Here is a 22,261-nt window from a genome sequence, read left to right as displayed (position 1 = left end):
CAACCGGAGTCATTTACCTATGCCATTTGGCAGATAGCGCCCAAGGTGTTTAACCATGTTTAATAGAAGCCCCGCACGCCCGCAGCACTGGAGCATCACCCATGCATAACCCGCCCCATGACCCCGGCAGCGCCTTGGCCATGCGCGCGCATTTCCGGCAATCGGAAAGCCGCACGGCGCGGCTGCGGCTGTTAGTGGATACCGGGCAGGAGCTGAGCCAACTGGCCCCCGATGCCATGCGCGAACGCGTGCTCGCGCGGGCTTGCGCGTTTCTTGCGATGGACCATGGCCTGCTGCAGGAATGGGCCGCCGACGGAGCTGTTCGCACCACGGCGAGCCATGGCAGCCCGGCACGCCTGACCAGCCTGGCCGCCCTCGCTGACCGCGATCTGCGCGCACCTCGCTGGAAGGAGCAGCCTCACAGCGTGCTGCAAGTGCCGTTGCGTGGCAGTGACGGCAAAGCGTTTGGCCTGCTGGTGTTGGGCAATAGTGTCAGCCTGCGGGCACCGGAGCACGAAGACAGCGAATCCCTGCAACTGCTCGCCACCCTGCTGGCCACTCACCTGGAAAACGATCGCCTGCTGACCACCCTCAAAACCCGCGACAAGACGCTGTCCGACCTGGTCAACCGGCTGTTTCGCGCCCAGGAAGACGAACGCAAGCGCGTGGCCTACGACCTGCACGACGGCCTGGCACAGACCCTCGCGGGTTTGCACCAACGGCTGCAAGGGTTTGCCGGCCGCTGCCCCGTACTGCCGGACGCACTCGCCGCCGACTTGCAGGCGATTCTCACCCTGGCCCAGCACTCCGTCGGTGAAGGCCGTCAACTCATCGCAGGTCTGCGCCCCACCGTGCTGGATGATTTCGGCCTGTTCAAAGCCCTCGACAAAGAAGCCGACCGCCTGCGCGACGCTGGCATCAACGTGGTGTGGCTCGCCCACTGTGAAACGCGATTGCCCAGCCAGGTGGAAATCGCCCTGTTCCGGATCGGCCAGGAAGCCATCAACAATATCCTCAAGCATGCGCATGCCAGCCGGGTGAACCTGACGCTGGCCTTGCACGACGGACAGGCTTCCCTGCGCATGGACGACAACGGCAAAGGCTTCACTTCGGCCCCCTCACGCGATGACGCCCAGCATCTTGGCCTCGCGACCATGCAGGAGCGTGCCAGCCTGCTGGGCGGCAGCTTCACCTGCGTCAGCGCAGTCGACTGCGGTACCCAACTGCACGCCCGCGTGCCAGCCCACTTGCCTGGAATTCCTCAATGACCGACGTCCTGCGTCTCGTGCTGGCAGACGACCATGAAGTCACGCGCACCGGTTTCGTCTCTCTGCTGGCCGGCCTCGCGCAGTTCGAGGTGGTCGGTCAAGCCAGCGATGGCCTGCAAGCAGTGGAGCTGTGTGAGCAACTGCTGCCGGATATCGTCATCCTCGACATCCGCATGCCTGGGCTCAACGGCTTGGGCGCCGCTCGGTTGCTGCAAGAGCGCCTGCCGGCGGTGAAAGTGGTGATGTTCACCATGGACGACAGCCCCGAATACCTGGAAGCGGCGATGAATGCCGGTGCGGTCGGCTACTTGCTCAAGGACGCCAGCCGTGCCGAGGTGATCCAGGCCCTGCAAAAAGTCGGGGCTGGCGGCGAAGCGCTCAACACAGCGGTCAGCACGCGGCTATTGCGCCGCATGACCGAACGCCAGGCCAGCGGCGCGGCCCCCACCGAAAACCTCACCCCACGCGAGCGCCAGGTCCTTGGCCTGGTGGCCAACGGCATGAGCAACCGCGCCATCGGCGAGCAGCTCGGGATCACCACTGGCACCGCCAAGGCCCATGTGGAACGCGTGATCGGCAAGCTCGGCGCAGCCGATCGCACCCAAGCCGCCGTACGCGGCATCGCCTTGGGCCTGGTGACGTCACCATGAAGCGGCGTTGGGCCGACCTGCCACTGCGGGGCAAGGCGCTGGTGGTGATCTCGCTGCCGCTGGTGGTGCTGTTGCTGTCGCTGGTGCTGATCTACACCACCGAACGCCAGACCGCCCGCGCCGAAGAGGACGTGCGCCGGGTGCTGCGCGTGCAAGGCGATATCCAGGCTGTGCACACCCTGCTCGCAGAGGCCGCCGCCAGTGTGCGCGGCTACCTGCTCACTCGCCGTGAAGACTTCCTGCCCAGCTACCTCAACGCCAGGCCGCAGATCGAGTCCGCCCTACGCCGGCTTGACCACAACGTGCGTGATCAACGGGTACGCGAGCAACTCAGCGCCATCAAGCCGCTGATCGATGGCAAGGTCGACGGGCTTGAAGAGATGCTCAAGGACCGCGACGCCACGCCGCAATCGATCAGTGCCATCCTGATCAGCAACAAACACATCCTCGATGCGTTGCGCCAACACATCAGCACCATGCTCACCCTTGAGGCGTCGTTGCTGGCCGAGCGCAGCGCGGCGGCGGCCGAAACCCGTCAGCGTTTGTTGCTGTCCACCTGGCTGGCGGCGATTTGCGGCTTGTTTGGCGCCATCGTCGCCGTGCTGTTCCTGTCCAAAGGCATTGTGGCGCGGGTCCAGAATGTGCAGCGCAACGCCCAACGCCTGGCCCTTGGTTCGCCGCTGCTGCCGCAACCGCCGGAGCACGATGAAATCGGCCAATTGGGCACCAGCCTGGTAGAAGCCGGGTTGCTGCTGGCCGAGCGCGAGCGCGCATTGCGTGACAACGAAGAACGCTTGCGGCTGATCATCGATGGGGTCAAGGACTACGGGATCTTCGCCCTCGACACCGCGGGCTATGTCACCAGTTGGAACAACGGCGCCGAGCGGATCAAGGGCTACACCGAACAGGAAATCATCGGCCAGCATTTCTCGGTGTTCTACTTGCCCGAGGAATGCCCTCAGCACCCGGACATGGCGCTGCGCGAAGCCACCCGCAACGGCGATTACACCGAAGAAGGCTGGCGTTGCCGCCAGGACGGCACGCGGTTCTGGGCCAGCGTGGTGATCACCGCGCAGTACGACGGCACGGGCGCCTTGCGCGGTTTTTCGAAGATCACCCGCGACATCACCGACCGCCGCGCGGCCGAGATCGCTCTGCGTAAGGCCCGTGAGGAAGCCGAACGTGCCAGCCGCGCCAAAAGCGAGTTTCTGTCGCGCATGAGCCACGAACTGCGCACCCCGCTCAACTCGATCCTGGGCTTTGCACAACTGCTGGACATGGACGCGCCCAAGGCGCAAAAGGCCGACGTCGGGCATATCCTGCGGGCCGGCCAGCACTTGCTGACACTGATCAACGAAGTGCTGGACATCGCCAAGATCGAGGCGGGAAGCCTGGCGTTGAATATCGCGCCGATCCCTTTGGCGGAGGCGTTGCAAGAGGCGCTGTCGCTGGTGTCGCCGATGGCCGCCGAGGCGGGCATTCGGTTACAGCCATTGCCCGCCTTGGCGGCGGATGTGGGCATCGTGGCCGACCGGCAACGCCTGACCCAGGTGCTGCTGAACCTGCTGTCCAATGCGATCAAATACAACCAGCGCGATGGCGACGTCAGCATCGAAGTCAGCGTTGATGGGCCGCGTATCGCCGTGTCGGTGTGTGATACCGGCAACGGCATCGCGGCGGATCACCTGGGGCAACTGTTCAAACCGTTCGAACGCCTGGGCGCCGACCCCAATGTGGAAGGCAGCGGCCTGGGCCTGGCCCTGAGTAAAAGCCTGCTGGAAAACATGGACGGCCACCTCAACGTGCAAAGCCAGGCCGGCATTGGCTCACGCTTCACGCTGGAGCTACCGTTTGCGCGCGTAGCGGCATTCCAGCGCAGTACCACGCCCGTTATCGACACCCAGTTGCCGCGCCCTGTCCCCGCCGCCTGCACTTTCCTGGGCAAGGTGTTGTGCATCGAAGACAATCTCTCCAGCCTGGCGCTGATCGAAACCCTGCTGCAACGCCGACCGGGGATAAAACTGCTGTCCAGCATGCAAGGCCAACTGGGCCTGGACCTGGCCGCGCAGCACGCGCCACAGTTGATTCTGCTGGATGTCTGCCTGCCGGACCTCGACGGATTGAAGGTGCTGCAACGCTTGCGCCATTCACCGATCACCCGTGACACACCGGTACTGATGATCACCGCCGACGCCAGCGACCTTACCCGCCAGGCTCTGCAAGACGCCGGCGCAACCGCCGTGTTGAATAAACCGATCAACGTGCCCGCGTTTCTCGCCCACCTCGACCAGTCTTTCCCGGAGCCCGCGTGAACCTCGACCTGCGCATTCTAATCATCGACGACCAACGCCCGAACCTCGACCTGGTGGAGCAACTGCTGGCGCGCGAAGGGCTCACCAACGTGCTGAGCAGCACCCAGCCGCTGCGCACCCTGGAGCTGTTCAACAGTTTCGAACCGGACTTGGTGATTCTTGACCTGCACATGCCGGAATTCGACGGTTTTGCAGTGCTGGAACAACTCAACCGGCGTATCCCCCAGGGCGAATACCTGCCGATCCTGGTACTCACCGCCGACGCGACCCGCGACACCCGCCTGCGCGCCCTGGCCCTGGGCGCCCGGGACTTCATCAGCAAACCCCTGGACGCGCTGGAAACCATGCTGCGGGTGTGGAACCTGCTGGAAACCCGGGTGCTCTACAAAACCTTGCGCACCCTGGTACCCGCGCAGCACATCGAGTTGTTGCAACGGCGTGAATCAACGGGCAATCTGCCCGCCGCCGGGGAGGACTCGGCTTAACTTCCCCCTCGGCTCATGCACCTCAAGGACGATCCGCACATGGCGGCTTCAAACAAATGGCTGATGTCGTCAGTCGCGTATTACCTGGATTTCTTCACCGTTCCCCTGTTTATCGGCCTGGCGCTCTGCCTGGCGCCACTTGATCCGCTGCAACTGCTCGCGGGCTTCATGGCCTGGACGCTGGTGGAGTATTCGGCACACCGCTTTCTGTTCCACTCGCTGTATCGCCACGAGCACTGGACCCACCATGTGGATGTGCTGGCCTATATCGGTGTGTCGAGCTGGAAAACCAGCTCCACCTTTGCGGCATTGCTGCTATTGGCCTGGTACGCCGGTTTGACCTCGGCGTTTGTCGGCGCGGTGACGGGCTACTTCTATTACATCTCGGCGCACTACGTGATGCACCGCCCGGCGCATTGGGCCTATCGGTTTATTCCGGGGCTGGTGGCCAACCACGACCTGCATCATCGCAAAGGCATCGAGAAGAACTTCGGCGTGTCTTCACCGCTGTGGGACCATGTGTTTCGCACCTATATCCGCGCAGAGCGTGCCTGAAGCGCCTCTGAGCGATTGTTTTTATTACGAATAAATCTAGCGTCCCGTACACCGGCATTTCCAACCTTATCTACGCTCAAGCCCGTGCCAGGAGGCGCATTGAAGAGTCCATGACGGACCCACTGTCTCCTGGCGTCTGATGCCTAGGAGATACCGATGAGAATGGAAACCCATCGCCCCCGGCCCGGGTTCGGCTGTGCGCTGTTTGGCGCGTTGCTGAGCCCCCTGGTCGTCGCGGCCCCCACGTTGTCTACGCAAATACCCTTCGATGTCACGGCGACCCCGCCCTTCTCTCTCGATAGCCTGCAAGCCAACTTCGATGAAATGTCGTGGCAGACGTTCATTGCGCTGAACTGGCCGGTCCTGGCCGATGGCAAGCCCAATACCGGCGTGCAGATCGGCCAGCAGGACGCGGCCACGGTGTGGGAAAGCTACAAGGAGAGCTACCAAATCTTCCTGCCCCAAGGGCAGAAACCAGCGGCCTGGCAGGCGCCGGCCAGTGTACCGGCGGCCTGTGAAGGCAAGGGGTCGGGGCGCTTGTTGCAGCAAATGGGCAAGGTCCCGGATGTGCTGGACGAGTTTATTCAGCCGTTTCAAAGCGGCCCGTTGGTGGACCAGAGCGGCGTGTACACGCGCAATGAAATCGTGGTTAACCAATCGATGTTCGACGGCATCGTCAACAATGGCCTGTACAGCATCCAGGGTCAGCAGGCATTTTTTGCCGCCAGTGCGACCAATGCGGTGGCATTCAGTTGCGGCAACCCGGCCACCAGTGAAGTGGGTTCGTTGATGGTCAAGGCCTCGTGGAAGGTGCTGGACGGCAACGACAACCCCAGCCGTTTCCACACCGTCGATGCCCTGGTGTATACGCCAGGCAACAGCGACCCGAGCAAAGGGCCGGTGGTGGCCGAGTCCTGCGTTGCCGAGCCGGTGGGTCTGGTGGGGCTGCATATCGTGCATAAGACCACCAGTGCGCCGCAGTGGGTGTGGTCGACCTTCGAGCACGTTGACAATGTCCCGGAAAAAACCACGCCGCCTGCCGAGCGCAAAGGCCCGTACCTGTTCTACAACGCCAGCAGCCATGCCGAGGTCAACCAACCGCCGCCACGGCCCTGGAACCCGGCGGTAAAGGCCACGCCATCGCAGATCGTGCGCGAGATCCCTTTGACCGATGAAACCAAGGCGCTCAACAGCACTTACCAGAACCTGCTGCGTACGGTTAACCCCAGCAGCGTCTGGGCCAATTACCAGTTGATCAGCACCCAGTGGCCTACCCTCAGCGGCCAGCCACCGTGCCAGATCTCGGCCACCAAACCGTTGGGCAATCCAGCGCCTTCGTTCCTCGCCAATGCAACGCTGGAGACCTATATCCAGGGCACGGTGCCCCAGGCGTCCTCCAGTTGTATCGCCTGTCACGGCAATGCCGCCACCCACGTGACGCAATCACCGCGCACCAGTTTCGCCGACTTCACTTACCTGCTCGAACGCGCTCAATCCACCGGTGTGACAAGGAGTCAGCCATGAGTACCGACTTGGACAATTTTACCGGCCTGAGCGTGGTGCTCACCGGCATCAATCAGGAACTGCTGGCGCCGTCGGTAGACCCCATCGGCCTGCCCACCCTGTTTCTGAATTTCGTTGGCCCTCGCGTGGGCCAAGACGTGCTCAGCGCCCTGCTCGCCCAATACGCCGCGCTGGCGAGCGAGCAGCAGACGCCGCAGCAAATCGGCAACGCAATCCTGATGCAGAACGGCCAACCCGCCGCCACGCAAACCGCCCAAGCGGCGCGCGCGATCATGAAACTGTGGATGCTCGGCGTGTGGTATCAGCCGTACACCCAAGGCGCGTTCCCGGTGAACGAGCAAACCGTGGTCAGTGCCGAGGCCTACACCCAGAGCTGGGCGTGGAACATCGCCCAGGCCCATCCGATGGGCTACAGCGAGTTCTTCTTCGGTTACTGGAACAGCCCACCACCGAGCCTGGAAGACTTCACCGGGGTTACCGCCAGCCCACAGCCTGGAGCATCGTCATGAGTACCGAACAAGCAGACGTAGTGATCGTCGGTGCTGGCCTGGCGGGCAGCATCATTGCCTATCAATTGGGCTTGGCGGGGGTGAAGGTGCTGGTGCTGGAATCCGGCCCGGAAGTCCCGGCCAACCGAAACCAGTACCTGGAGCGTTTCTACACCGCCACACTGAAGACCCCCGAGTCCCCCTATCCGCCGGTGAGCACCCTCAGTCCGACGCGCAACCCGGCCGAACAGAACGCACCGCGCGCGACCATCGCTGACCTGCTCGATGACCACTGGAAAAATCCCGAGGTCAGTTACCTGGTGCAAAAAGGCCCGTTGCCGTTCACCAGCACCTATGAGCGCGTCGGCGGCGGCACTACCTGGCATTGGGTCGCCACGTGCCTGCGCATGCTGCCGAATGATTTTAAGATGAAGACGCTGTACGGCGTGGGCGTGGACTGGCCGATCAGCTACAACGACCTGCAAAGCGCTTATTGCCGCGCCGAAGCAGAAATAGGCGTGGCGGCCAACGTCGCCGACCAGGCCTACCTGGGCATCACGTTCCCAACCAACTATGAATACCCGATGACCAGCATTCCGCTGTCGTTGGTGGATGGCAGCTTCGTCAGCGCGGTGCAGGGCCAATCGTTCCAAGGACTGCCGCTGGTGGTGAGCCCCACCCCAGCCGGGCGCAACTCGCAGCCGTATGCCGGGCGACGGGTGTGCGCAGGCAATACCAACTGCACGCCGATCTGCCCGATCCAGGCCAAGTACGACGCCACGGTGACCCTGAACAATGCGCTCAACACCGGCAATGTGCGGGTGCTGTACAAGACCGTGGCGAGCAAGGTCACGGTGGCAGCGGACAAGACTGTCAGCGGCATTGAGTTCATTCAGTATCAGTTGGGCGATGGGCCGGCCACCGGCACTGGCGTCGCGATCGGGCAGCGCTACGTGATCGCCGCCCATGCCATCGAAACGCCAAAACTGCTGCTCAACTCCACTAGCAGCGCCTGGCCCCAGGGCGTGGCCAACAGCAGTGGCCAGGTCGGTCGTAGCCTGGCGGACCACCCGATCTACCTGGCGTGGGGCTTGATGCCCGAAGGCAAGACGGTGTTCCCGTACCGTGGCCCGGTGTCCACCGCCGGCATCGAAAGCCTGCGCGACGGCGCCTTTCGCAGCCAGCGCGCGGCCTGGCGGATCGAGATAGGCAACGAGGGTTTCAACTGGCCGATCGGCGACCCGTACACCACGGTGGCCGACCTGATCGATGGCACCAACGTCAGCCGCACCAACCCACTGCCAAAGTCCACGGACGCGTCCCAGGTGCTGTTCGGCACGGCACTGGTGCAACAGCTGAACAACCTGCTCACCCGGCAGTTTCGGGTGGGGTTTCTGGTGGAACAAGTCGAGGACGATCCGAACAAGGCCAACTGCTACATCGTGCCGTCCAGTCAGTACAAAGACCGTCTGGGCATCCCGCGACCGGAAATCCATTACAACCTGTCGGACTACACCAAGGAAGGCTTCAAACAGGCGCGGATTCTTGCCAGCCACGTCATCACTGAGCTGCTGGGCGCCACCGAACTGACCACCAATATCAAGCCCGGGTTGTTTGAATACCAGGGCGAGTCGTACTCCTTCCAGGGCGCCGGGCACTTGATGGGCACCTACCGCATGGGCGCCGACCCGGCCACCTCGGTGGTCGACAAATACCAGCGCAGTTGGGACCACAACAACCTGTTCCTGGTGGGCGACGGCGTATTCCCCACCACCGGCACCTCCAACCCGAGCCTGACCATTGCCGCGCTGTCGATCCAGGCCGGCGACACCCTGTGCAACGACCTCAAAGCCGTCACCGTGCAGGTGCAAGCCAACCAGCCATGGCAAGGCACTGGCGTGCAGATCAGCGGCCCAAGCCCGCGTGTGGTGCGGTATGTCAGCGGCCAGTGGCTGGCCAGCCCGGTCGGCGGCATGGTTGATGGCAATGGCAGTCCGGGGTTGATCGCCAAAGCGGGCTACACCCTGCCGGGCGCAAATGAAGGCGCGCTGGTTGGGCGTGTGGGCAGCAGCGGGACACCGTTTCTGGTGGGGGATCTGGCCGAGATTCCGCCGGGGCAGACGGGGGAATTGCAGCTGTGTATCAACGATGATCTGGAGGGGCGCTATGGCATTGGTTTGGGGGATAACCAGGGAGCGCTGACGGTGCAGATCGGGTTCGGTACAGCGTAGGGCCCACGGCCAAAAACCGTCCGGTCGTTTTGACTGGACGGTTTCACCCGTCCATACGCCCACCTCAATGCAATACCTGACACCCCAACCGCCACACCCTCATCAGTGCTTGTTGCGAACCACGCAACAGTCCTTTGTCATCACGCCCATTGATAGCACCCTAACGAAACCCCCATCCTAGAGGGCTAATCTCGCGCTTATATCATTCGCAATGATAGTTACCTTTGCTTCATTCGATTCGTGACATACCACCCCGCCGCGCATGATCCGCCCATCTCAAATACATTGGCGGATGCACCTCATGGAACAGTCACTCAAACATTTGCGCTTCCCCCTGGCGATTTTGGCCGTGGTGGTGATGAGCGCGTGCGGCAAGACCCCGGAACAAGCGGCCGCCATGCCAGCCGCCAAAGTCAGCGTGGCCAAGGTGCTGGAACAACCGGTGAACGAGTGGGATGAATTCACCGGCCGTTTGGAAGCACCGGAAACTGTGCAGATCCGTCCACGGGTTTCTGGCCAGATTGACCAAGTCGCTTTCACCGAAGGCGCTTTGGTCAAGAAAGGCGACCTGCTGTTCCAGATCGACCCGCGTCCGTTCCAGGCTGAAGTGCGCCGCCTTGAAGCCCAGTTGCAACAGACCCGCGCCGCCGCCACTCGCAGTGACAACGAAGCCCAACGCGGCGAGCGCCTGCGCCAGAGCAATGCGATCTCCGCCGAACTGGCCGACTCGCGCACCACCGCCGCCCAGGAAGCCCGCGCCGCCGTCGCCGGGATCCAGGCGCAGTTGGACCTGGCCAAGCTGAACCTGAGCTTTACCCGCGTAACCTCGCCAATCAGCGGCCGCGTCAGCCGTGCCGACATCACCGCCGGCAACCTGGTGACCGCTGACGTCACTGCGCTGACCAGCGTGGTTTCCACCGACAAGGTCTACGCCTACTTCGACGCCGATGAGCGCGTTTACCTCAAGTACACCGAGCTGGCTCGCCAAGGCCGCCGTGGCGCTACGACCCCGGTTTACCTGGGCCTGTCGAATGAAACCGGCAACCCGCACCTGGGCCAGATGAACTTCGTCGACAACCAGGTCAACCCGGCCACCGGCACCATTCGTGGGCGCGCCGTGTTCGACAACAGCAAGGGCGAATACACCCCTGGCCTGTACGCACGCCTGAAGCTGGTGGGCAGCGGCACCTACTCCGCCGTGCTGATCAACGATGAAGCCGTGGGCACCGATCTGGGCAAGAAATTCGTACTGGTGATGGACGGCGACAAACCGGCTTATCGCGCCGTGGAACTGGGGCCGAAGATCGAAGGTTTGCGCATCGTACGCAGCGGCCTGAACAAGGACGACACCATCATCGTCAAGGGCCTGCAGCGTGCACGCCCCGGCTCGCCGGTCGCCCCGGAAACCATCCCGATGGCCAGCAAAGAAACCCTCGCCGCCTTGGCCCAACAACGACAAGCGCTTGAAGCCAGCAACCTGGAACAAGTGGCGCCGGATAAAGCCGCGCCCAAACTTGCCAGCGTCGCGACTCCACGCGGTTAAGGGATACGACTCAAGATGAATTTTTCCAAGTTCTTCATTTCGCGGCCGATCTTCGCAGCGGTGCTGTCGCTGCTGATTCTGATCGCCGGCGCGATTTCGCTGTTCCAACTGCCGATCAGCGAGTACCCGGAAGTGGTACCGCCGACCGTGGTGGTGCGCGCCAACTTCCCCGGCGCCAACCCCAAGGTCATTGGCGAAACCGTGGCCGCGCCGCTGGAGCAGGCCATCACCGGCGTCGAGAACATGCTGTACATGTCCTCGCAATCGACTGCTGACGGCAAGCTGACCCTGACCATCACCTTCGCCCTGGGCACCGACCTGGACAACGCGCAGGTGCAGGTACAAAACCGCGTGACGCGGACTCAGCCAAAACTGCCTGAGGAAGTGACGCGTATCGGTATCACCGTGGACAAGGCCTCCCCCGACCTGACCATGGTGGTGCACATCACCTCGCCGGATCAGCGCTACAACATGCTCTACCTGTCCAACTACGCGATCCTGAATATCAAGGATGAGCTCGCGCGGCTCGGCGGCGTGGGCGATGTGCAGTTGTTCGGCATGGGCGACTACTCGTTGCGTGTATGGCTGGACCCGAACAAGACCGCCTCGCGCAACCTGACCGCCACCGATGTGGTGACGGCGATTCGCGAGCAGAACCGCCAAGTCGCCGCCGGTGCCTTGGGCGCGCAGCCTTCACCTAACGACACCAGCTTCCAGCTGTCGGTCAACACCCAGGGGCGCCTGGTCACCGAAGAAGAGTTCGAGAACATCGTGATTCGCGCCGGCGATAACGGTGAAATCACGCGCCTCAAGGACATTGCACGGGTCGAGCTGGGCTCCAGCCAATATGCCCTGCGCTCGTTGATCGATAATCAGCCAGCGGTGGCGATCCCAATCTTCCAGCGTCCTGGCTCTAACGCCATCGACATCTCCAATGATGTGCGCGCCAAGATGGCGGAGCTGAAAAAAAGCTTCCCCGAAGGCATGGACTACCGCATCGCCTATGACCCGACGGTGTTCGTGCGCGGCTCCATCGAGGCGGTGGTTCACACGCTGTTCGAAGCACTGATCCTGGTCGTGCTGGTGGTGATCCTGTTCCTGCAGACCTGGCGCGCCTCGATCATTCCGTTGGTGGCGGTGCCGGTCTCGCTGATCGGTACGTTTGCGGTGATGCACCTGTTTGGGTTCTCGCTTAACGCACTGTCGTTGTTCGGATTGGTATTGGCGATTGGTATCGTGGTGGACGACGCCATCGTGGTGGTGGAAAACGTCGAACGTAATATCGAGTTGGGGCTTGAGCCCTTCCCCGCCACTGAAAAAGCCATGAGCGAAGTGACCGGTCCGATCATCGCGACGGCGCTGGTGCTTTGCGCGGTATTCGTGCCAGCAGCCTTTATCAGCGGCTTGACCGGGCAGTTCTACAAGCAGTTCGCGTTGACCATTGCGATCTCGACAGTGATCTCCGCGTTCAACTCGCTGACCCTGTCCCCTGCACTGGCAGCGGTGTTGCTCAAGGGCCACAACGCGCCGAAAGATGGCTTCTCCAGGTTCCTCGACAAGCTGTTGGGTGGCTGGTTGTTCCGTCCATTCAACCGCTTCTTCGAAAAAGCCAGCCACGGCTATGTCGGCACCGTCCGCCGGGTGATTCGCGGCAGCGGCATCGCACTGTTCCTGTACGCAGGCCTGATGGTCCTTACCTGGCTGGGCTTTGCCCACACACCGACCGGCTTCGTACCGGCCCAGGACAAGCAATACCTGGTGGCCTTCGCCCAGTTGCCCGACGCCGCCAGCCTGGACCGCACTGAAAACGTGATCAAGCGCATGTCTGACATCGCCTTGAAACAGCCCGGCGTGGAAAGCGCTATCGCCTTCCCGGGCCTGTCGATCAACGGGTTCACCAACAGCCCGAACAGCGGCATCGTGTTCGTGACCTTGAAGCCGTTCGATGAGCGCAAAGACCCGAGCATGTCCGCCGGTGCGATTGCCGGCGCGTTGAACGGCAAGTACAGCGACATCCAGGAAGCCTACATGGCGATCTTCCCGCCGCCACCGGTACAGGGCCTCGGCACTATCGGCGGGTTCCGTCTGCAGATCGAAGACCGTGGCAACCTGGGCTATGACGAACTGTACAAAGAAGTGCAGAACGTCATCACCAAGAGCCATGGCGTGCCGGAACTGTTCGGCCTGTTCACCAGCTACACGGTCAACGTGCCCCAGGTCGATGCCGCCATCGACCGCGAAAAGGCAAAGACCCACGGCGTGGCGATCAGCGACATCTTCGACACCCTGCAGATCTACTTGGGCTCGTTGTATGCCAACGACTTCAACCGCTTCGGCCGTACCTATCAGGTCAACGTGCAGGCGGAGCAGCAGTTCCGCAATGATTCGGACCAGATTGGCCAACTGAAAGTGCGTAACAACAAGGGCGAGATGATCCCGCTGGCAACCTTCATCAAGGTCAGCGACACCTCGGGCCCGGACCGCGTGATGCACTACAACGGCTTTATCACCGCTGAAATCAACGGCAACGCCGCACCGGGCTACAGCTCCGGCCAGGCAGAAGCGGCGATTGAAAAACTGTTGAAGGATGAACTGCCCAACGGCATGACCTATGAGTGGACTGACCTGACTTATCAGCAAATCCTCTCGGGCAACACCGCGCTGTTTGTGTTCCCGCTCTGCGTACTGCTGGCGTTCCTGGTACTGGCTGCTCAATACGAGAGTTGGAGCCTGCCACTGGCGGTGATCCTGATCGTACCGATGACGCTGCTGTCGGCCATTACCGGGGTGATCATCTCGGGTGGCGACAACAACATCTTCACTCAGATTGGCTTGATTGTACTGGTGGGCCTGGCGTGTAAGAACGCGATTCTGATCGTCGAGTTCGCCAAGGACAAACAAGCCGAGGGCCTCGACCCGCTGGCCGCGGTGCTGGAAGCCTGCCGCCTGCGTCTGCGGCCGATTCTGATGACCTCGTTCGCCTTCATCATGGGTGTGGTGCCACTGGTGTTGTCCAGCGGTGCCGGTGCCGAGATGCGTCATGCCATGGGCGTGGCGGTGTTCTCCGGGATGATCGGTGTGACCTTCTTCGGTCTGTTGCTGACGCCAGTGTTCTACGTACTGATCCGTCGTTATGTGGAGCGCAGCGAAGCGCGCAAAGCGGCCAAGGCCTTGAAGCTGGAGACACAGCAATGAGTGTGAAAGTATTCCTGCCGAGCTTGCTGGTACTGGCGCTGAGCGCCTGTGCCGTGGGCCCGGACTACAAGACCCAGACCCCGGAGGCGGCGAACATTACCGCCGCCGCGGACGCCAAGCAGTATGACCACGCCAAGTTCGAAGGCATCTGGTGGCAGCAGTTCGAAGACCCGACGCTTAACCAGTTGGTGACTCAATCGCTGCAAGGTAACCGCGATTTGCGTGTAGCGTTTGCCCGCCTGCGCGCTGCTCGTGCAATCCGCGATGACGCCAGCAACGACGCCATGCCGACGATTACCAGCCGCGTCAGCAGCGACCAGGGCAAGGGCCAGATCCCGGGCCAGACCACCCGCCGGGTCAAGACCGAGCGTTACGACCTGGGCCTGGACATGGCCTGGGAACTGGACCTGTTCGGCCGCATCCAGCGCAACCTGGAAGCCACCGACGCCGACCAGCAGGCCGCCGAAGCCGATCTATACCAGTTGCAAGTCACCCTGATTGCCGAACTGGTGGACGCCTACGGTCAACTGCGCGGCGCACAACTGCGTGAAAAGATCGCCCTGGACAATCTGAAGAACCAGCAGGACTCGCGCACCATCACCGTCAGCCTGCGCGACGCCGGTGTGGGTGACCAACTCGACGTGGAACGCGCCGACGCACGCCTCGCAGCCGTTGAAGCCAGCGTGCCGCAACTGCAAGCCGAACAAGTGCGCGAACGTAACCGCATCGCCACCCTCCTCGGCCAGCGTCCGGACAAGTTGAGCGTGGACCTGGGCCCGAAAGACCTGCCGGCGATTGCCAAGGCGTTGCCGATCGGTGATCCAGGCCAACTGCTGCAACGTCGCCCGGACATTCTCAGCGCCGAACGCAAACTGGCCGCCGCCACCGCACGTATCGGCGTGGCCAAGGCCGACCTGTTCCCACGGGTCAGCCTCAGCGGCTTCCTCGGCTTTACCGCCGGGCGCGGTTCACAGATCGGTTCGTCCGCCGCGAATGCCTGGGCCCTCGGCCCGAGCATCACCTGGGCCGCGTTCGACCTGGGCAGCGTGCGCGCCCGTTTGCGTGGCGCAGACGCCGAAGCCGATGGCGCCCTGGCGACCTATGAGCAGCAAGTGTTGCTGGCACTGGAAGAATCCGAAAACGCCTTCAGTGACTACAGCAAGCGTCAGCAACGCCTGATCTCACTGATCCGTCAAAGCGAATCCAGCCGCGCCGCCGCCGACCTCGCTGCCATCCGCTACCGCGAAGGCACCGTGGACTTCCTCGTCCTCCTCGACGCCCAACGCGAACGCCTCGCCGCGGAGGACTCCCAGGCCCAGGCCGAAGTGGACCTGTATCGCGGGATCGTGGCGATCTACAAGGCACTCGGAGGTGGATGGAAGCCAGATACCGTTGTAGCAACGGCGAAGTGATGTAAAGAGCTCCTTTGGTTGGTCGCATCCAACCAATTTTTAGCCCCGTGGCCTGTTTGGTCATGGGGCTTTTTTTTGGTCGGATACTTTTCAGGCGTGTGCATTGGGACGTGCCCCCCACACTCCCCAGTGATATCGGTCAGAACATTCTCCATTCACATCGCAAACTAACGTTGGCCGATTCATGGTCGACAAGGAATGGAATGCTTAATACAAACAGCAGATTGATATGCGTATGGTCGTTACGAATGCATTCAGTGTTGATGACGAAACATGGAGGAAGGAAAAATGCAAACCAAGCAATGAACGATCTTGCCTACTTTGTTGCCTCTGCGAACTATAGTTCCTCCGTAGGTGAGCGTGCGTATGCGATGACAAAAGGGAGCGGCGCCAACAAAACTCTCTCCATGCCGCTCCCGATTCTCGCTCAACGCCCAACGACATCCAAGATACCGCTATAACTCTCAGAAACACTCAAACATAAAGCGGACACATGTAACGACAACCCCATTAACAATGCAAACGACGGCGCAACATACCTTTTCATACATTCACCCTCTTAAACTCAACTTCATAAATTAATGATCAACATTTCCGCATGCAATACATGCATTAAAACGACCTCACTCTTTCAGCTACCCATACGTTCTCCTCATAGCAGGCGCAGTTTTTTTTGCATTGAGTGCTTATGCCGCGACACCTGAGTAGGAGTCCGCGAATACATCGGTGAGAACCGCGCCACCACTGTGCATGAATTATAAATCCATGTAAGCCGGACACTTCCCCAAAAGCCGTAGGATCGCACTGTCAGACGTCGACGAAGGATATAGCTAGCTACTTCTTAGTCCTTTATACCCCGGGCACAAATTCGAATAATCTCATTCAACATCAAATTCCGGTAATGCCCAGGATTCGACCCCGCCCACTTACGAAACGCCTCATAAAATGAGCTCGCAACCGCAACCTTGCAGTAATCTCGACAAATATGATCTGCGGTTCCGCCACCCACACAATCGCCCGTTCTTTGCGCATAGGGCCTTGGGGCCTTCGGTTTCCAGCCAGGTGCCAGCAGGCAGTCAGAGATACGCTTTAGGAAGTTGCCCTCACGCTACCTTGCAGTATCTGTCAGACCATTCTGAAATTACAGCGCTGACTAAGGTTGGCCGGTCCAAGGTCGATAAGGGATGGAGTGCTTAATACAAACAGGAGATTGATATGGGAATGCTCGTTACGAATGCCGCAGCCACGCTATCGAAGCAAACTGATGCTCGCGTAGTCAGAAATCCGACGATGGTGACAAATGCGTTCACTGTGAATGAAGAGACCAAGGCGGCGGAGACGTTAAAACTCAAAAACGCCGAGAAAACGGCTGACCTGAAGGCATTCCTGAAAAACTAAGACATGACATCGATCAGCACCCAGGAGCTGAAAATCGTTGGTAGGAAACTCTATGAGAGCGATCTGATAGATGGAAACATATTTAGTATGTTCATTTCCGGCGATGGCGCATTCGATGAAAATGGGCACCAGACAAAACAGGACGTTAAGTTCAATGCTATAGCGCTATTCAATGAGAAATATGAAGATCAACTGGCATATTTCAGTACCGACCGCTACTCGAAACCCGAAGATGTCACCTATATTCTTGGTGGAATGAAAAGTGCAAATCAAGTGATCAATGCCCTGGCCTATTTTGTAAACTCTGAAAATAACAACCTGTCGGTAGATGAGCGTGCCTGAGCCACGACTCGTAGAATTGCAGTGCAATCAACCGCGCATGAATTATCAATCCAAGTAAGCCGGGCACTTCCTAAAAATTCGAAGGATCACGTTGTCGGACGCAAACGCAAGACACAGCCAGTTATTTCTTAGTCCCTTGCGCCCCGAATTTAAACCCGAGTGACTTCATTCAAAATCAAACTCCGATAATGCCCAGGATTGGACCCCGCCCACTTCCGAAACGCCTTATAAAACGAGCTCGTGTCCGCAAACCCTAACCGCGCGGCAATCTCGGCGAAGCTGATCTGCGGTTCCGCCAGCCACACTATCGCCAGTTCTTTGCGCACGCTGTCCTTGAGGCCTTGGTAGGTTTGCCCTTCTTCCGCCAGACGGCGGCGCAGGGTTGAGGCGGAGATGCATAAGGTGGCCGCAAGGCCTTCGGTTTCCGGCCAGGTGTCGGGGGGCATTTGGCGCAGGTCGTGTTTGATCCGTGTGGCGAGGCTGTCGGGGTCGCGGTATTTGACCAGGATGTTGGCCGGCGCGTGGGCGAGGAAGCGCTTGAGTTCTTCAGGGCTGCGCTTGATGGGCAAGTCGAGGCAGTCGGCGGAAAAGATCATACGGGTGCGCGGTCGGTCGAAGCGCAGGTTGTCGGAAAACATCACTTGGTAGTCGTCGTAAAAGTCTGGCTGTAGGCAGCGCAACTCAATAGCCAGGATGGGAATGCGCCGTCCCGCCAGCCAGCAGGCGACGCCGTGCACGATCATCCAATAGGTGAAATAGGTGAACGCGCGCTGCGGCTTAGGCTCGGGCTCGTGCAGGACAATCTCTGCCAGGCTCTGTTGGCGCACCAACTGGGCGGGCATGCGTTCCAGCATCAGCGAGAGGAACCCCAAACCGGTTTCCAGGCTGGTAGCAAGCGTTGGTTGCGCCACGCAGGCATGGCACAAAAACGCCAGGCTGCCGGACTTGAGCTTGCGCGGGTCCATGCCGAAGAATTCATCGTCCATGCGCCGTGCCAGCAAACGCCACAGCCGCGCATAAGCGGTAGCCGAAATGCGCGCGGTCGGCAGTTCGAGCAACCCAGGGTCAATCCCGACTTTGCGCAAGACTTCAATCGTGGCCGCACCGGTTGCACAGCTCTGCAACAAGGCCTCGCGCACGAGGTGGATGGAGATGGTGTCTTTTTCCAACATTGGCGCCGCCGTGCCCTGTGTGGCGTGAAGTGCGGCCATCTTAGGCAGTCGCGCGGCAAAAGAGTAGGCACCGAGGTATTGGTCTCGGGTATTCTGCGCCGGGATTTTTACCGACAGGGAGTGGAATCGATGAGTTGCTGGGAAGTACTTGGGCTGCCGTCCGACGCCGATGCTCGCAGTATCAAGCGCCAATACGCGGTGTTGCTCAAACAGCATCGCCCGGATGAAGACCCTGTCGGCTTCCAGCGCCTGCGCGAGGCCTATGAGCACGCGCTGCAATGGAGCCGTTATGAAGCGCCCGTCGAAGTGCCGCAAGCGCTCCCGGTCGACACAGTGCAGCCCGCTACGACCGAGCCCGACACGCGCTTGGACCAGGCGCAAGCCTTGGTGGACGACGCCACACCGGCCAATCTTGCGCGTCTCTATGAGCAAGCCCAGCACATTGGATGCGCCGAGGCTTTTGAGGCCCTGCTGCTGCAACGCTGCCTGAATGGCACGGAACCCGCGATTGCGGCCTGGGCCGTCACTCATCTGCACTGGCTCACGCCCTGGCAACGGGAAACACCCGTGCGACTGCCCGACTATCGTCTGGCTGCCTTGTTGGAGCAGATGTTTACCGACGTCGAGCACACGCTCACCGAATTACTCAATCAACAACAGGTCGAGGCCTTCACGGCGGCCTTGATCGAGTTGCATAACACCGAATGGCTCAAGCCCCTGGCGCGCCATGCGCGGCTCAATGACGTACTCGCGCGCACGCTGCTGGCCAGCACCTTCTGGTCCGAGCCGCTGTTCGAAACCCTGTGCACCGAGCAGGCCTGGTCCGATCAGTACCTGGAAAACCACTGCCCCGAGCCTGAGTGGTCGGCGTTAAAGGAACGCAATGTACTGGAGCGTTTCAGTGCACAGGTCTACCACCAGGCCAGCCTGGACAGCCGTGACCCCAAGGCGCGCGCGGCCAGGTTGCTGTTCGGCGACATGACGCTGGAACAACGCCAACGCCTCTCCCGGCGCTTCGGCGAATCCGACTGGAACGCCTGCCGCACCCTCAGCGAAACCCTGCTCAACCAGTACCCGGCCCTGTGTGCGCACATGCCCGGTGAGGACCCCTACTTCTGGCGCGACTGGGAACGCATCAGCCGCCCCTGGCCGATGTTTGTGGCGTTGCTGGGCATGGCCGTCGGCTGGGCGATCCACGACCAGCAAATGACCGACCACACCCTGATGGAATCCCTCGGCATGGCCCCTACCTGGGCCTTCCTGATTGCCATACCGGCCCTGCTCATCCTCGCGATCTGGCGTCCGGCCACCGACGGTTTTGGTGAAATCGATGAGCGGCTTGCCGTGCACCTGTCGCCCTGGCTGAGCTTTCGCCGGCCGCCACCGTTGGTGATCCGCGAGATTCTGCCGTGCTGGGTGCTTGGCCTGTTGATCTGGATGATCCTCGGCAACTACGCGTTGGCGGGCTATGTGTTGACGTTGCAGGGCCTGGGCCTGGCGCAGCGCGTGCTTGGTCGGCCGGGATTACGTGCAGCACTGAGGTGGCGCTGGCCGGCGCGACCGTCGACGCGCCAATGGGCCATCGGCCTGGGCCTCGGTGCCCTGCTGCTGAGCGCCGCGCAGATGTACGAAAACAATCAACGTATCCACCGTGATGAGGGCTTGCAGCCGTTCTTGATGAGCCGTTGCAGCGGACTCAAAGCTGGCGCGCCGGGGTGTACACCATGAACCGCATCACCTTTGCTGCCCTCTGCACCTTCGTACCCCTGGCGCTGAGCACCGTGGGCCTGCTGACGAATACCGATATGCTCGCCCCGCTGAAAACCTGGGCCAACCGCCCGGCAGCGCTTGAGCACCAGCAAGCCCAGGCGCTGCGTCCGGTGATCGACTGCCTCAACCGAGTCGACAGCAATTGGCGAGTGGCGTACTTCAACTACCGCAGCCGCAGCCCCCGCGCCAACGACCCGAATCTGGCGTTCATCGAGCGTTTCCCCGAGCTGTATCAGCGCACACAAGGCCCGCAATTGAGCCTGCTGGACTACGACGCCAAACGCCCGGACCTGTGCCTGCTGACGTCCTCGCAAAGAAGCGCACTGCAAAAATACTTGCCGCAGATCGCCGCGCTTCGCAACGACTATATGGACCACCTGCTGCAGGTCTATTCATCGGTGAAAGCGTTCGACTTCTACCCCAGCGCAACCGTCCCTGGCCTCGCCCCTGCGCAGCGGGCGATCAGCGATGCGCAGTTCTTCCCTGTGGCGGAAAAATTCCTCACGGTCTCATCCGAACTGCGCGCCGCCGTGGACGTAGCCGACCGCCGGATACGCCTGCAACAACTGCAGCACTTGCAGGTACGTGACGAACACCAGATGGCGCTTATCGCCGGCCTGATCCTGCAGACCCGCGACACGATGCACAGCCTTGACCCACGATCCCCCAAGCAATTGGCGGACGCATTGAGCGACATACAGCAGACCTGGGATTACGCCCAGCGGTACCTGCGCCCCAACCTACCGACCTCCGAAGCCAAGGCCCAACAGTTGTGGCAGCGGATTAAACAACCCGGTTACGACTACCTTGGCGCGCTCCAAGCACTTGCCCAGCATTCCAGCGAAACCCCCGATCCAGACCGGCTAAACGCTGATTACTTTGAAACACAGCGCCGCTTTGACTTGCTGGTGGACGCCTATAACCAGGCCGTCGGACAGGACTACTGAGCGGCCTTCTCCTGGTCGTTCAGCCACTGTTCAGCAAACGTCAATATTTCCTGTTTAGCAATGAGTATCATTATGTTACAACTTAGGCTCCTATCTAGTTACGCTCTGGTGCCGAATGCTTGTCCCCTTTCTCATCATGCTGCGCGAAGGCATTGAAGCAGCATTGATCGTTGGCATCATCGCCAGTTACCTGCAACAGACTGGCCGCGGCCAATGGATGCCGGCGGTGTGGATCGGGGTGTTCCTCGCCGCCGCGTTGGCTTTGTTGGTGGGCGGTGGCCTGGAGCTGGTCAGCGCCGAATTCCCGCAAAAACAACAGGAACTGTTCGAAGGCATCGTCGGCTTGGTCGCCGTGGGTATTCTCAGCTCCATGGTGTTCTGGATGCGCAAGGTCGCGCGCTCCATCAAACATTCCCTGCATGCCTCCCTTGATCAGGCGCTGACCGGTTCCAAACACCAGGTCACGGCCCTGATCCTCATGGTGTTCTTCGCCGTGGCCCGGGAAGGCCTGGAAACCGTGTTTTTCCTGCTGGCGGTGTTCCAGCAAAGCGAAGGCCCGGGCGCGCCGATTGGCGCCTTGCTCGGCCTGGTCCTGGCGATCATCGTGGGTTTCCTGATCTACACCGGCAGCATGCGCCTCAACCTCGGCGCGTTTTTCCGCTGGACCGGCCTGTTCATCCTGGTGGTCGCCGCCGGCATTCTGGCTAATTCGGTGCAGGCCCTGCACGAAGCAGGCGTGTGGAACCACCTGCAAACGGTGCTGTTCGACTTCAGCGCCGCATTGCCGATGGACAGCCCTCTGGGTTCGGTGCTCGCCGGCATGTTCGGCTACCAGGAAGCGCCGACCGTCAGCACCCTGGGTGCCTACCTGATCTACCTGGTGGTCGCGCTGGTGATGTTCTTCCTGCCTGCCGCACCGGCCAAACCCACCAACATGCCCTCTTCCGTTTCCAGCCAGTAAGGACCGTC

Annotated in this window: 17 protein-coding genes and 1 pseudogene; 16 read left to right on the top strand and 2 right to left on the bottom strand. The window is 61.0% G+C overall.

All coding sequences use genetic code 11. The features are described 5' to 3' along the window. The first annotated feature begins 101 nt into the window (after nucleotides 1-101). From ACEN2T_RS00955 to ACEN2T_RS00905, 11 genes are all read left to right on the top strand, one after another. A complete protein-coding gene (locus ACEN2T_RS00955) occupies nucleotides 102-1,268 on the top strand; it encodes a sensor histidine kinase (protein ID WP_442116123.1) in 1,167 nt (388 codons plus the stop codon). After that, nucleotides 1,265-1,918 (top strand): response regulator, encoded by a 654-nt coding sequence (locus tag ACEN2T_RS00950; RefSeq protein ID WP_032891304.1) that lies wholly within the window; start codon nucleotides 1,265-1,267, stop codon nucleotides 1,916-1,918. Before ACEN2T_RS00955 ends, ACEN2T_RS00950 begins: the two co-directional genes overlap by 4 nt. Next, nucleotides 1,915-4,230 carry an ATP-binding protein gene (locus tag ACEN2T_RS00945; RefSeq protein ID WP_442116122.1) on the top strand — a complete coding sequence of 772 codons (2,316 nt, stop codon included), beginning with the start codon at nucleotides 1,915-1,917 and terminating at the stop codon, nucleotides 4,228-4,230. The genes ACEN2T_RS00950 and ACEN2T_RS00945 overlap by 4 nt, the downstream gene beginning before the upstream one ends. Beyond that, nucleotides 4,227-4,715, top strand: a complete 489-nt coding sequence (locus tag ACEN2T_RS00940) for a response regulator (RefSeq protein ID WP_095184877.1) — start codon at nucleotides 4,227-4,229, stop codon at nucleotides 4,713-4,715. Before ACEN2T_RS00945 ends, ACEN2T_RS00940 begins: the two co-directional genes overlap by 4 nt. Nucleotides 4,716-4,754: 39 nt before the next feature. After that, entirely contained in the window at nucleotides 4,755-5,270 is a 516-nt protein-coding gene (locus ACEN2T_RS00935) for a sterol desaturase family protein (protein ID WP_099602380.1), read from the top strand. 156 nt (nucleotides 5,271-5,426) lie between these two features. Further along, the gene (locus tag ACEN2T_RS00930) at nucleotides 5,427-6,794 is read left to right on the top strand and encodes a cytochrome C (RefSeq protein WP_442116121.1); all 1,368 of its coding nucleotides are present in this window, start codon (nucleotides 5,427-5,429) and stop codon (nucleotides 6,792-6,794) included. Then, nucleotides 6,791-7,303, top strand: a complete 513-nt coding sequence (locus ACEN2T_RS00925; protein ID WP_032891299.1) for a sorbitol dehydrogenase — start codon at nucleotides 6,791-6,793, stop codon at nucleotides 7,301-7,303. Before ACEN2T_RS00930 ends, ACEN2T_RS00925 begins: the two co-directional genes overlap by 4 nt. Next, nucleotides 7,300-9,513 (top strand): GMC family oxidoreductase, encoded by a 2,214-nt coding sequence (locus ACEN2T_RS00920; protein WP_442116120.1) that lies wholly within the window; start codon nucleotides 7,300-7,302, stop codon nucleotides 9,511-9,513. The genes ACEN2T_RS00925 and ACEN2T_RS00920 overlap by 4 nt, the downstream gene beginning before the upstream one ends. Before the next feature lie 301 nt (nucleotides 9,514-9,814). Further along, on the top strand, nucleotides 9,815-11,056 hold the full coding sequence (gene mexE, locus ACEN2T_RS00915) for a multidrug efflux RND transporter periplasmic adaptor subunit MexE (RefSeq protein ID WP_032891296.1): 1,242 nt from the start codon (nucleotides 9,815-9,817) through the stop codon (nucleotides 11,054-11,056). Between the two features lie 15 nt (nucleotides 11,057-11,071). Beyond that, complete coding sequence (locus tag ACEN2T_RS00910) at nucleotides 11,072-14,251, top strand: efflux RND transporter permease subunit (protein ID WP_032891294.1); 3,180 nt, start codon at nucleotides 11,072-11,074, stop codon at nucleotides 14,249-14,251. Further along, complete coding sequence (locus ACEN2T_RS00905; RefSeq protein ID WP_095184880.1) at nucleotides 14,248-15,663, top strand: efflux transporter outer membrane subunit; 1,416 nt, start codon at nucleotides 14,248-14,250, stop codon at nucleotides 15,661-15,663. Before ACEN2T_RS00910 ends, ACEN2T_RS00905 begins: the two co-directional genes overlap by 4 nt. Before the next feature lie 841 nt (nucleotides 15,664-16,504). Here ACEN2T_RS00905 and ACEN2T_RS00900 read toward each other — a convergent pair. Continuing rightward, a pseudogene (locus tag ACEN2T_RS00900) lies at nucleotides 16,505-16,695 on the bottom strand (hypothetical protein); the annotation flags it as partial. 183 nt (nucleotides 16,696-16,878) lie between these two features. On the opposite strand from ACEN2T_RS00900, the gene ACEN2T_RS00895 reads away from it, so the two are divergent. Both ACEN2T_RS00895 and ACEN2T_RS00890 read left to right on the top strand, forming a co-directional pair. Next, nucleotides 16,879-17,061: a hypothetical protein gene (locus ACEN2T_RS00895; protein ID WP_442116119.1), complete on the top strand. Its 183-nt coding sequence runs from the start codon at nucleotides 16,879-16,881 to the stop codon at nucleotides 17,059-17,061. A 3-nt stretch (nucleotides 17,062-17,064) separates the two neighbouring features. Beyond that, a complete protein-coding gene (locus ACEN2T_RS00890) occupies nucleotides 17,065-17,403 on the top strand; it encodes a hypothetical protein (RefSeq protein ID WP_442116118.1) in 339 nt (112 codons plus the stop codon). Between the two features lie 149 nt (nucleotides 17,404-17,552). Here ACEN2T_RS00890 and ACEN2T_RS00885 read toward each other — a convergent pair whose 3' ends face one another. Further along, nucleotides 17,553-18,575 (bottom strand): AraC family transcriptional regulator, encoded by a 1,023-nt coding sequence (locus ACEN2T_RS00885; protein WP_442116279.1) that lies wholly within the window; start codon nucleotides 18,573-18,575, stop codon nucleotides 17,553-17,555. 129 nt (nucleotides 18,576-18,704) lie between these two features. Between ACEN2T_RS00885 and ACEN2T_RS00880 the strand changes: the two genes are divergently transcribed. The 3 genes from ACEN2T_RS00880 (at nucleotide 18,705) to efeU (ending at nucleotide 22,253) form a co-directional block, all read left to right on the top strand. Next, nucleotides 18,705-20,303, top strand: coding sequence for a J domain-containing protein (locus ACEN2T_RS00880; protein ID WP_260368121.1), 1,599 nt, complete (start codon nucleotides 18,705-18,707; stop codon nucleotides 20,301-20,303). Next, entirely contained in the window at nucleotides 20,300-21,292 is a 993-nt protein-coding gene (locus ACEN2T_RS00875; protein WP_339481055.1) for a hypothetical protein, read from the top strand. The genes ACEN2T_RS00880 and ACEN2T_RS00875 overlap by 4 nt, the downstream gene beginning before the upstream one ends. Nucleotides 21,293-21,407: 115 nt before the next feature. After that, nucleotides 21,408-22,253, top strand: coding sequence for an iron uptake transporter permease EfeU (gene efeU / locus ACEN2T_RS00870; RefSeq protein WP_095184885.1), 846 nt, complete (start codon nucleotides 21,408-21,410; stop codon nucleotides 22,251-22,253). Nucleotides 22,254-22,261 lie beyond the last annotated feature (8 nt).

The organism is Pseudomonas sp. W22_MBD1_FP4, from assembly GCF_052113765.1.
Taxonomy (GTDB): domain Bacteria; phylum Pseudomonadota; class Gammaproteobacteria; order Pseudomonadales; family Pseudomonadaceae; genus Aquipseudomonas; species Aquipseudomonas sivasensis.
Note: the sequence above shows the minus strand (reverse complement) of the source record. Positions and strands in the feature narration are given on the sequence as shown.

Coding starts and splice junctions, on each gene's coding strand:
- ACEN2T_RS00955 (WP_442116123.1), top strand. CDS start 102: ATGCATAACCCGCCCCATGACCCCGGCAGCGCCTTGGCCATGCGCGCG.
- ACEN2T_RS00950 (WP_032891304.1), top strand. CDS start 1,265: ATGACCGACGTCCTGCGTCTCGTGCTGGCAGACGACCATGAAGTCACG.
- ACEN2T_RS00945 (WP_442116122.1), top strand. CDS start 1,915: ATGAAGCGGCGTTGGGCCGACCTGCCACTGCGGGGCAAGGCGCTGGTG.
- ACEN2T_RS00935 (WP_099602380.1), top strand. CDS start 4,755: ATGGCGGCTTCAAACAAATGGCTGATGTCGTCAGTCGCGTATTACCTG.
- ACEN2T_RS00930 (WP_442116121.1), top strand. CDS start 5,427: ATGAGAATGGAAACCCATCGCCCCCGGCCCGGGTTCGGCTGTGCGCTG.
- ACEN2T_RS00925 (WP_032891299.1), top strand. CDS start 6,791: ATGAGTACCGACTTGGACAATTTTACCGGCCTGAGCGTGGTGCTCACC.
- ACEN2T_RS00920 (WP_442116120.1), top strand. CDS start 7,300: ATGAGTACCGAACAAGCAGACGTAGTGATCGTCGGTGCTGGCCTGGCG.
- mexE (WP_032891296.1), top strand. CDS start 9,815: ATGGAACAGTCACTCAAACATTTGCGCTTCCCCCTGGCGATTTTGGCC.
- ACEN2T_RS00910 (WP_032891294.1), top strand. CDS start 11,072: ATGAATTTTTCCAAGTTCTTCATTTCGCGGCCGATCTTCGCAGCGGTG.
- ACEN2T_RS00905 (WP_095184880.1), top strand. CDS start 14,248: ATGAGTGTGAAAGTATTCCTGCCGAGCTTGCTGGTACTGGCGCTGAGC.
- ACEN2T_RS00895 (WP_442116119.1), top strand. CDS start 16,879: ATGGGAATGCTCGTTACGAATGCCGCAGCCACGCTATCGAAGCAAACT.
- ACEN2T_RS00890 (WP_442116118.1), top strand. CDS start 17,065: ATGACATCGATCAGCACCCAGGAGCTGAAAATCGTTGGTAGGAAACTC.
- ACEN2T_RS00885 (WP_442116279.1), bottom strand. CDS start 18,575: ATGTTGGAAAAAGACACCATCTCCATCCACCTCGTGCGCGAGGCCTTG.
- ACEN2T_RS00880 (WP_260368121.1), top strand. CDS start 18,705: ATGAGTTGCTGGGAAGTACTTGGGCTGCCGTCCGACGCCGATGCTCGC.
- ACEN2T_RS00875 (WP_339481055.1), top strand. CDS start 20,300: ATGAACCGCATCACCTTTGCTGCCCTCTGCACCTTCGTACCCCTGGCG.
- efeU (WP_095184885.1), top strand. CDS start 21,408: ATGCTTGTCCCCTTTCTCATCATGCTGCGCGAAGGCATTGAAGCAGCA.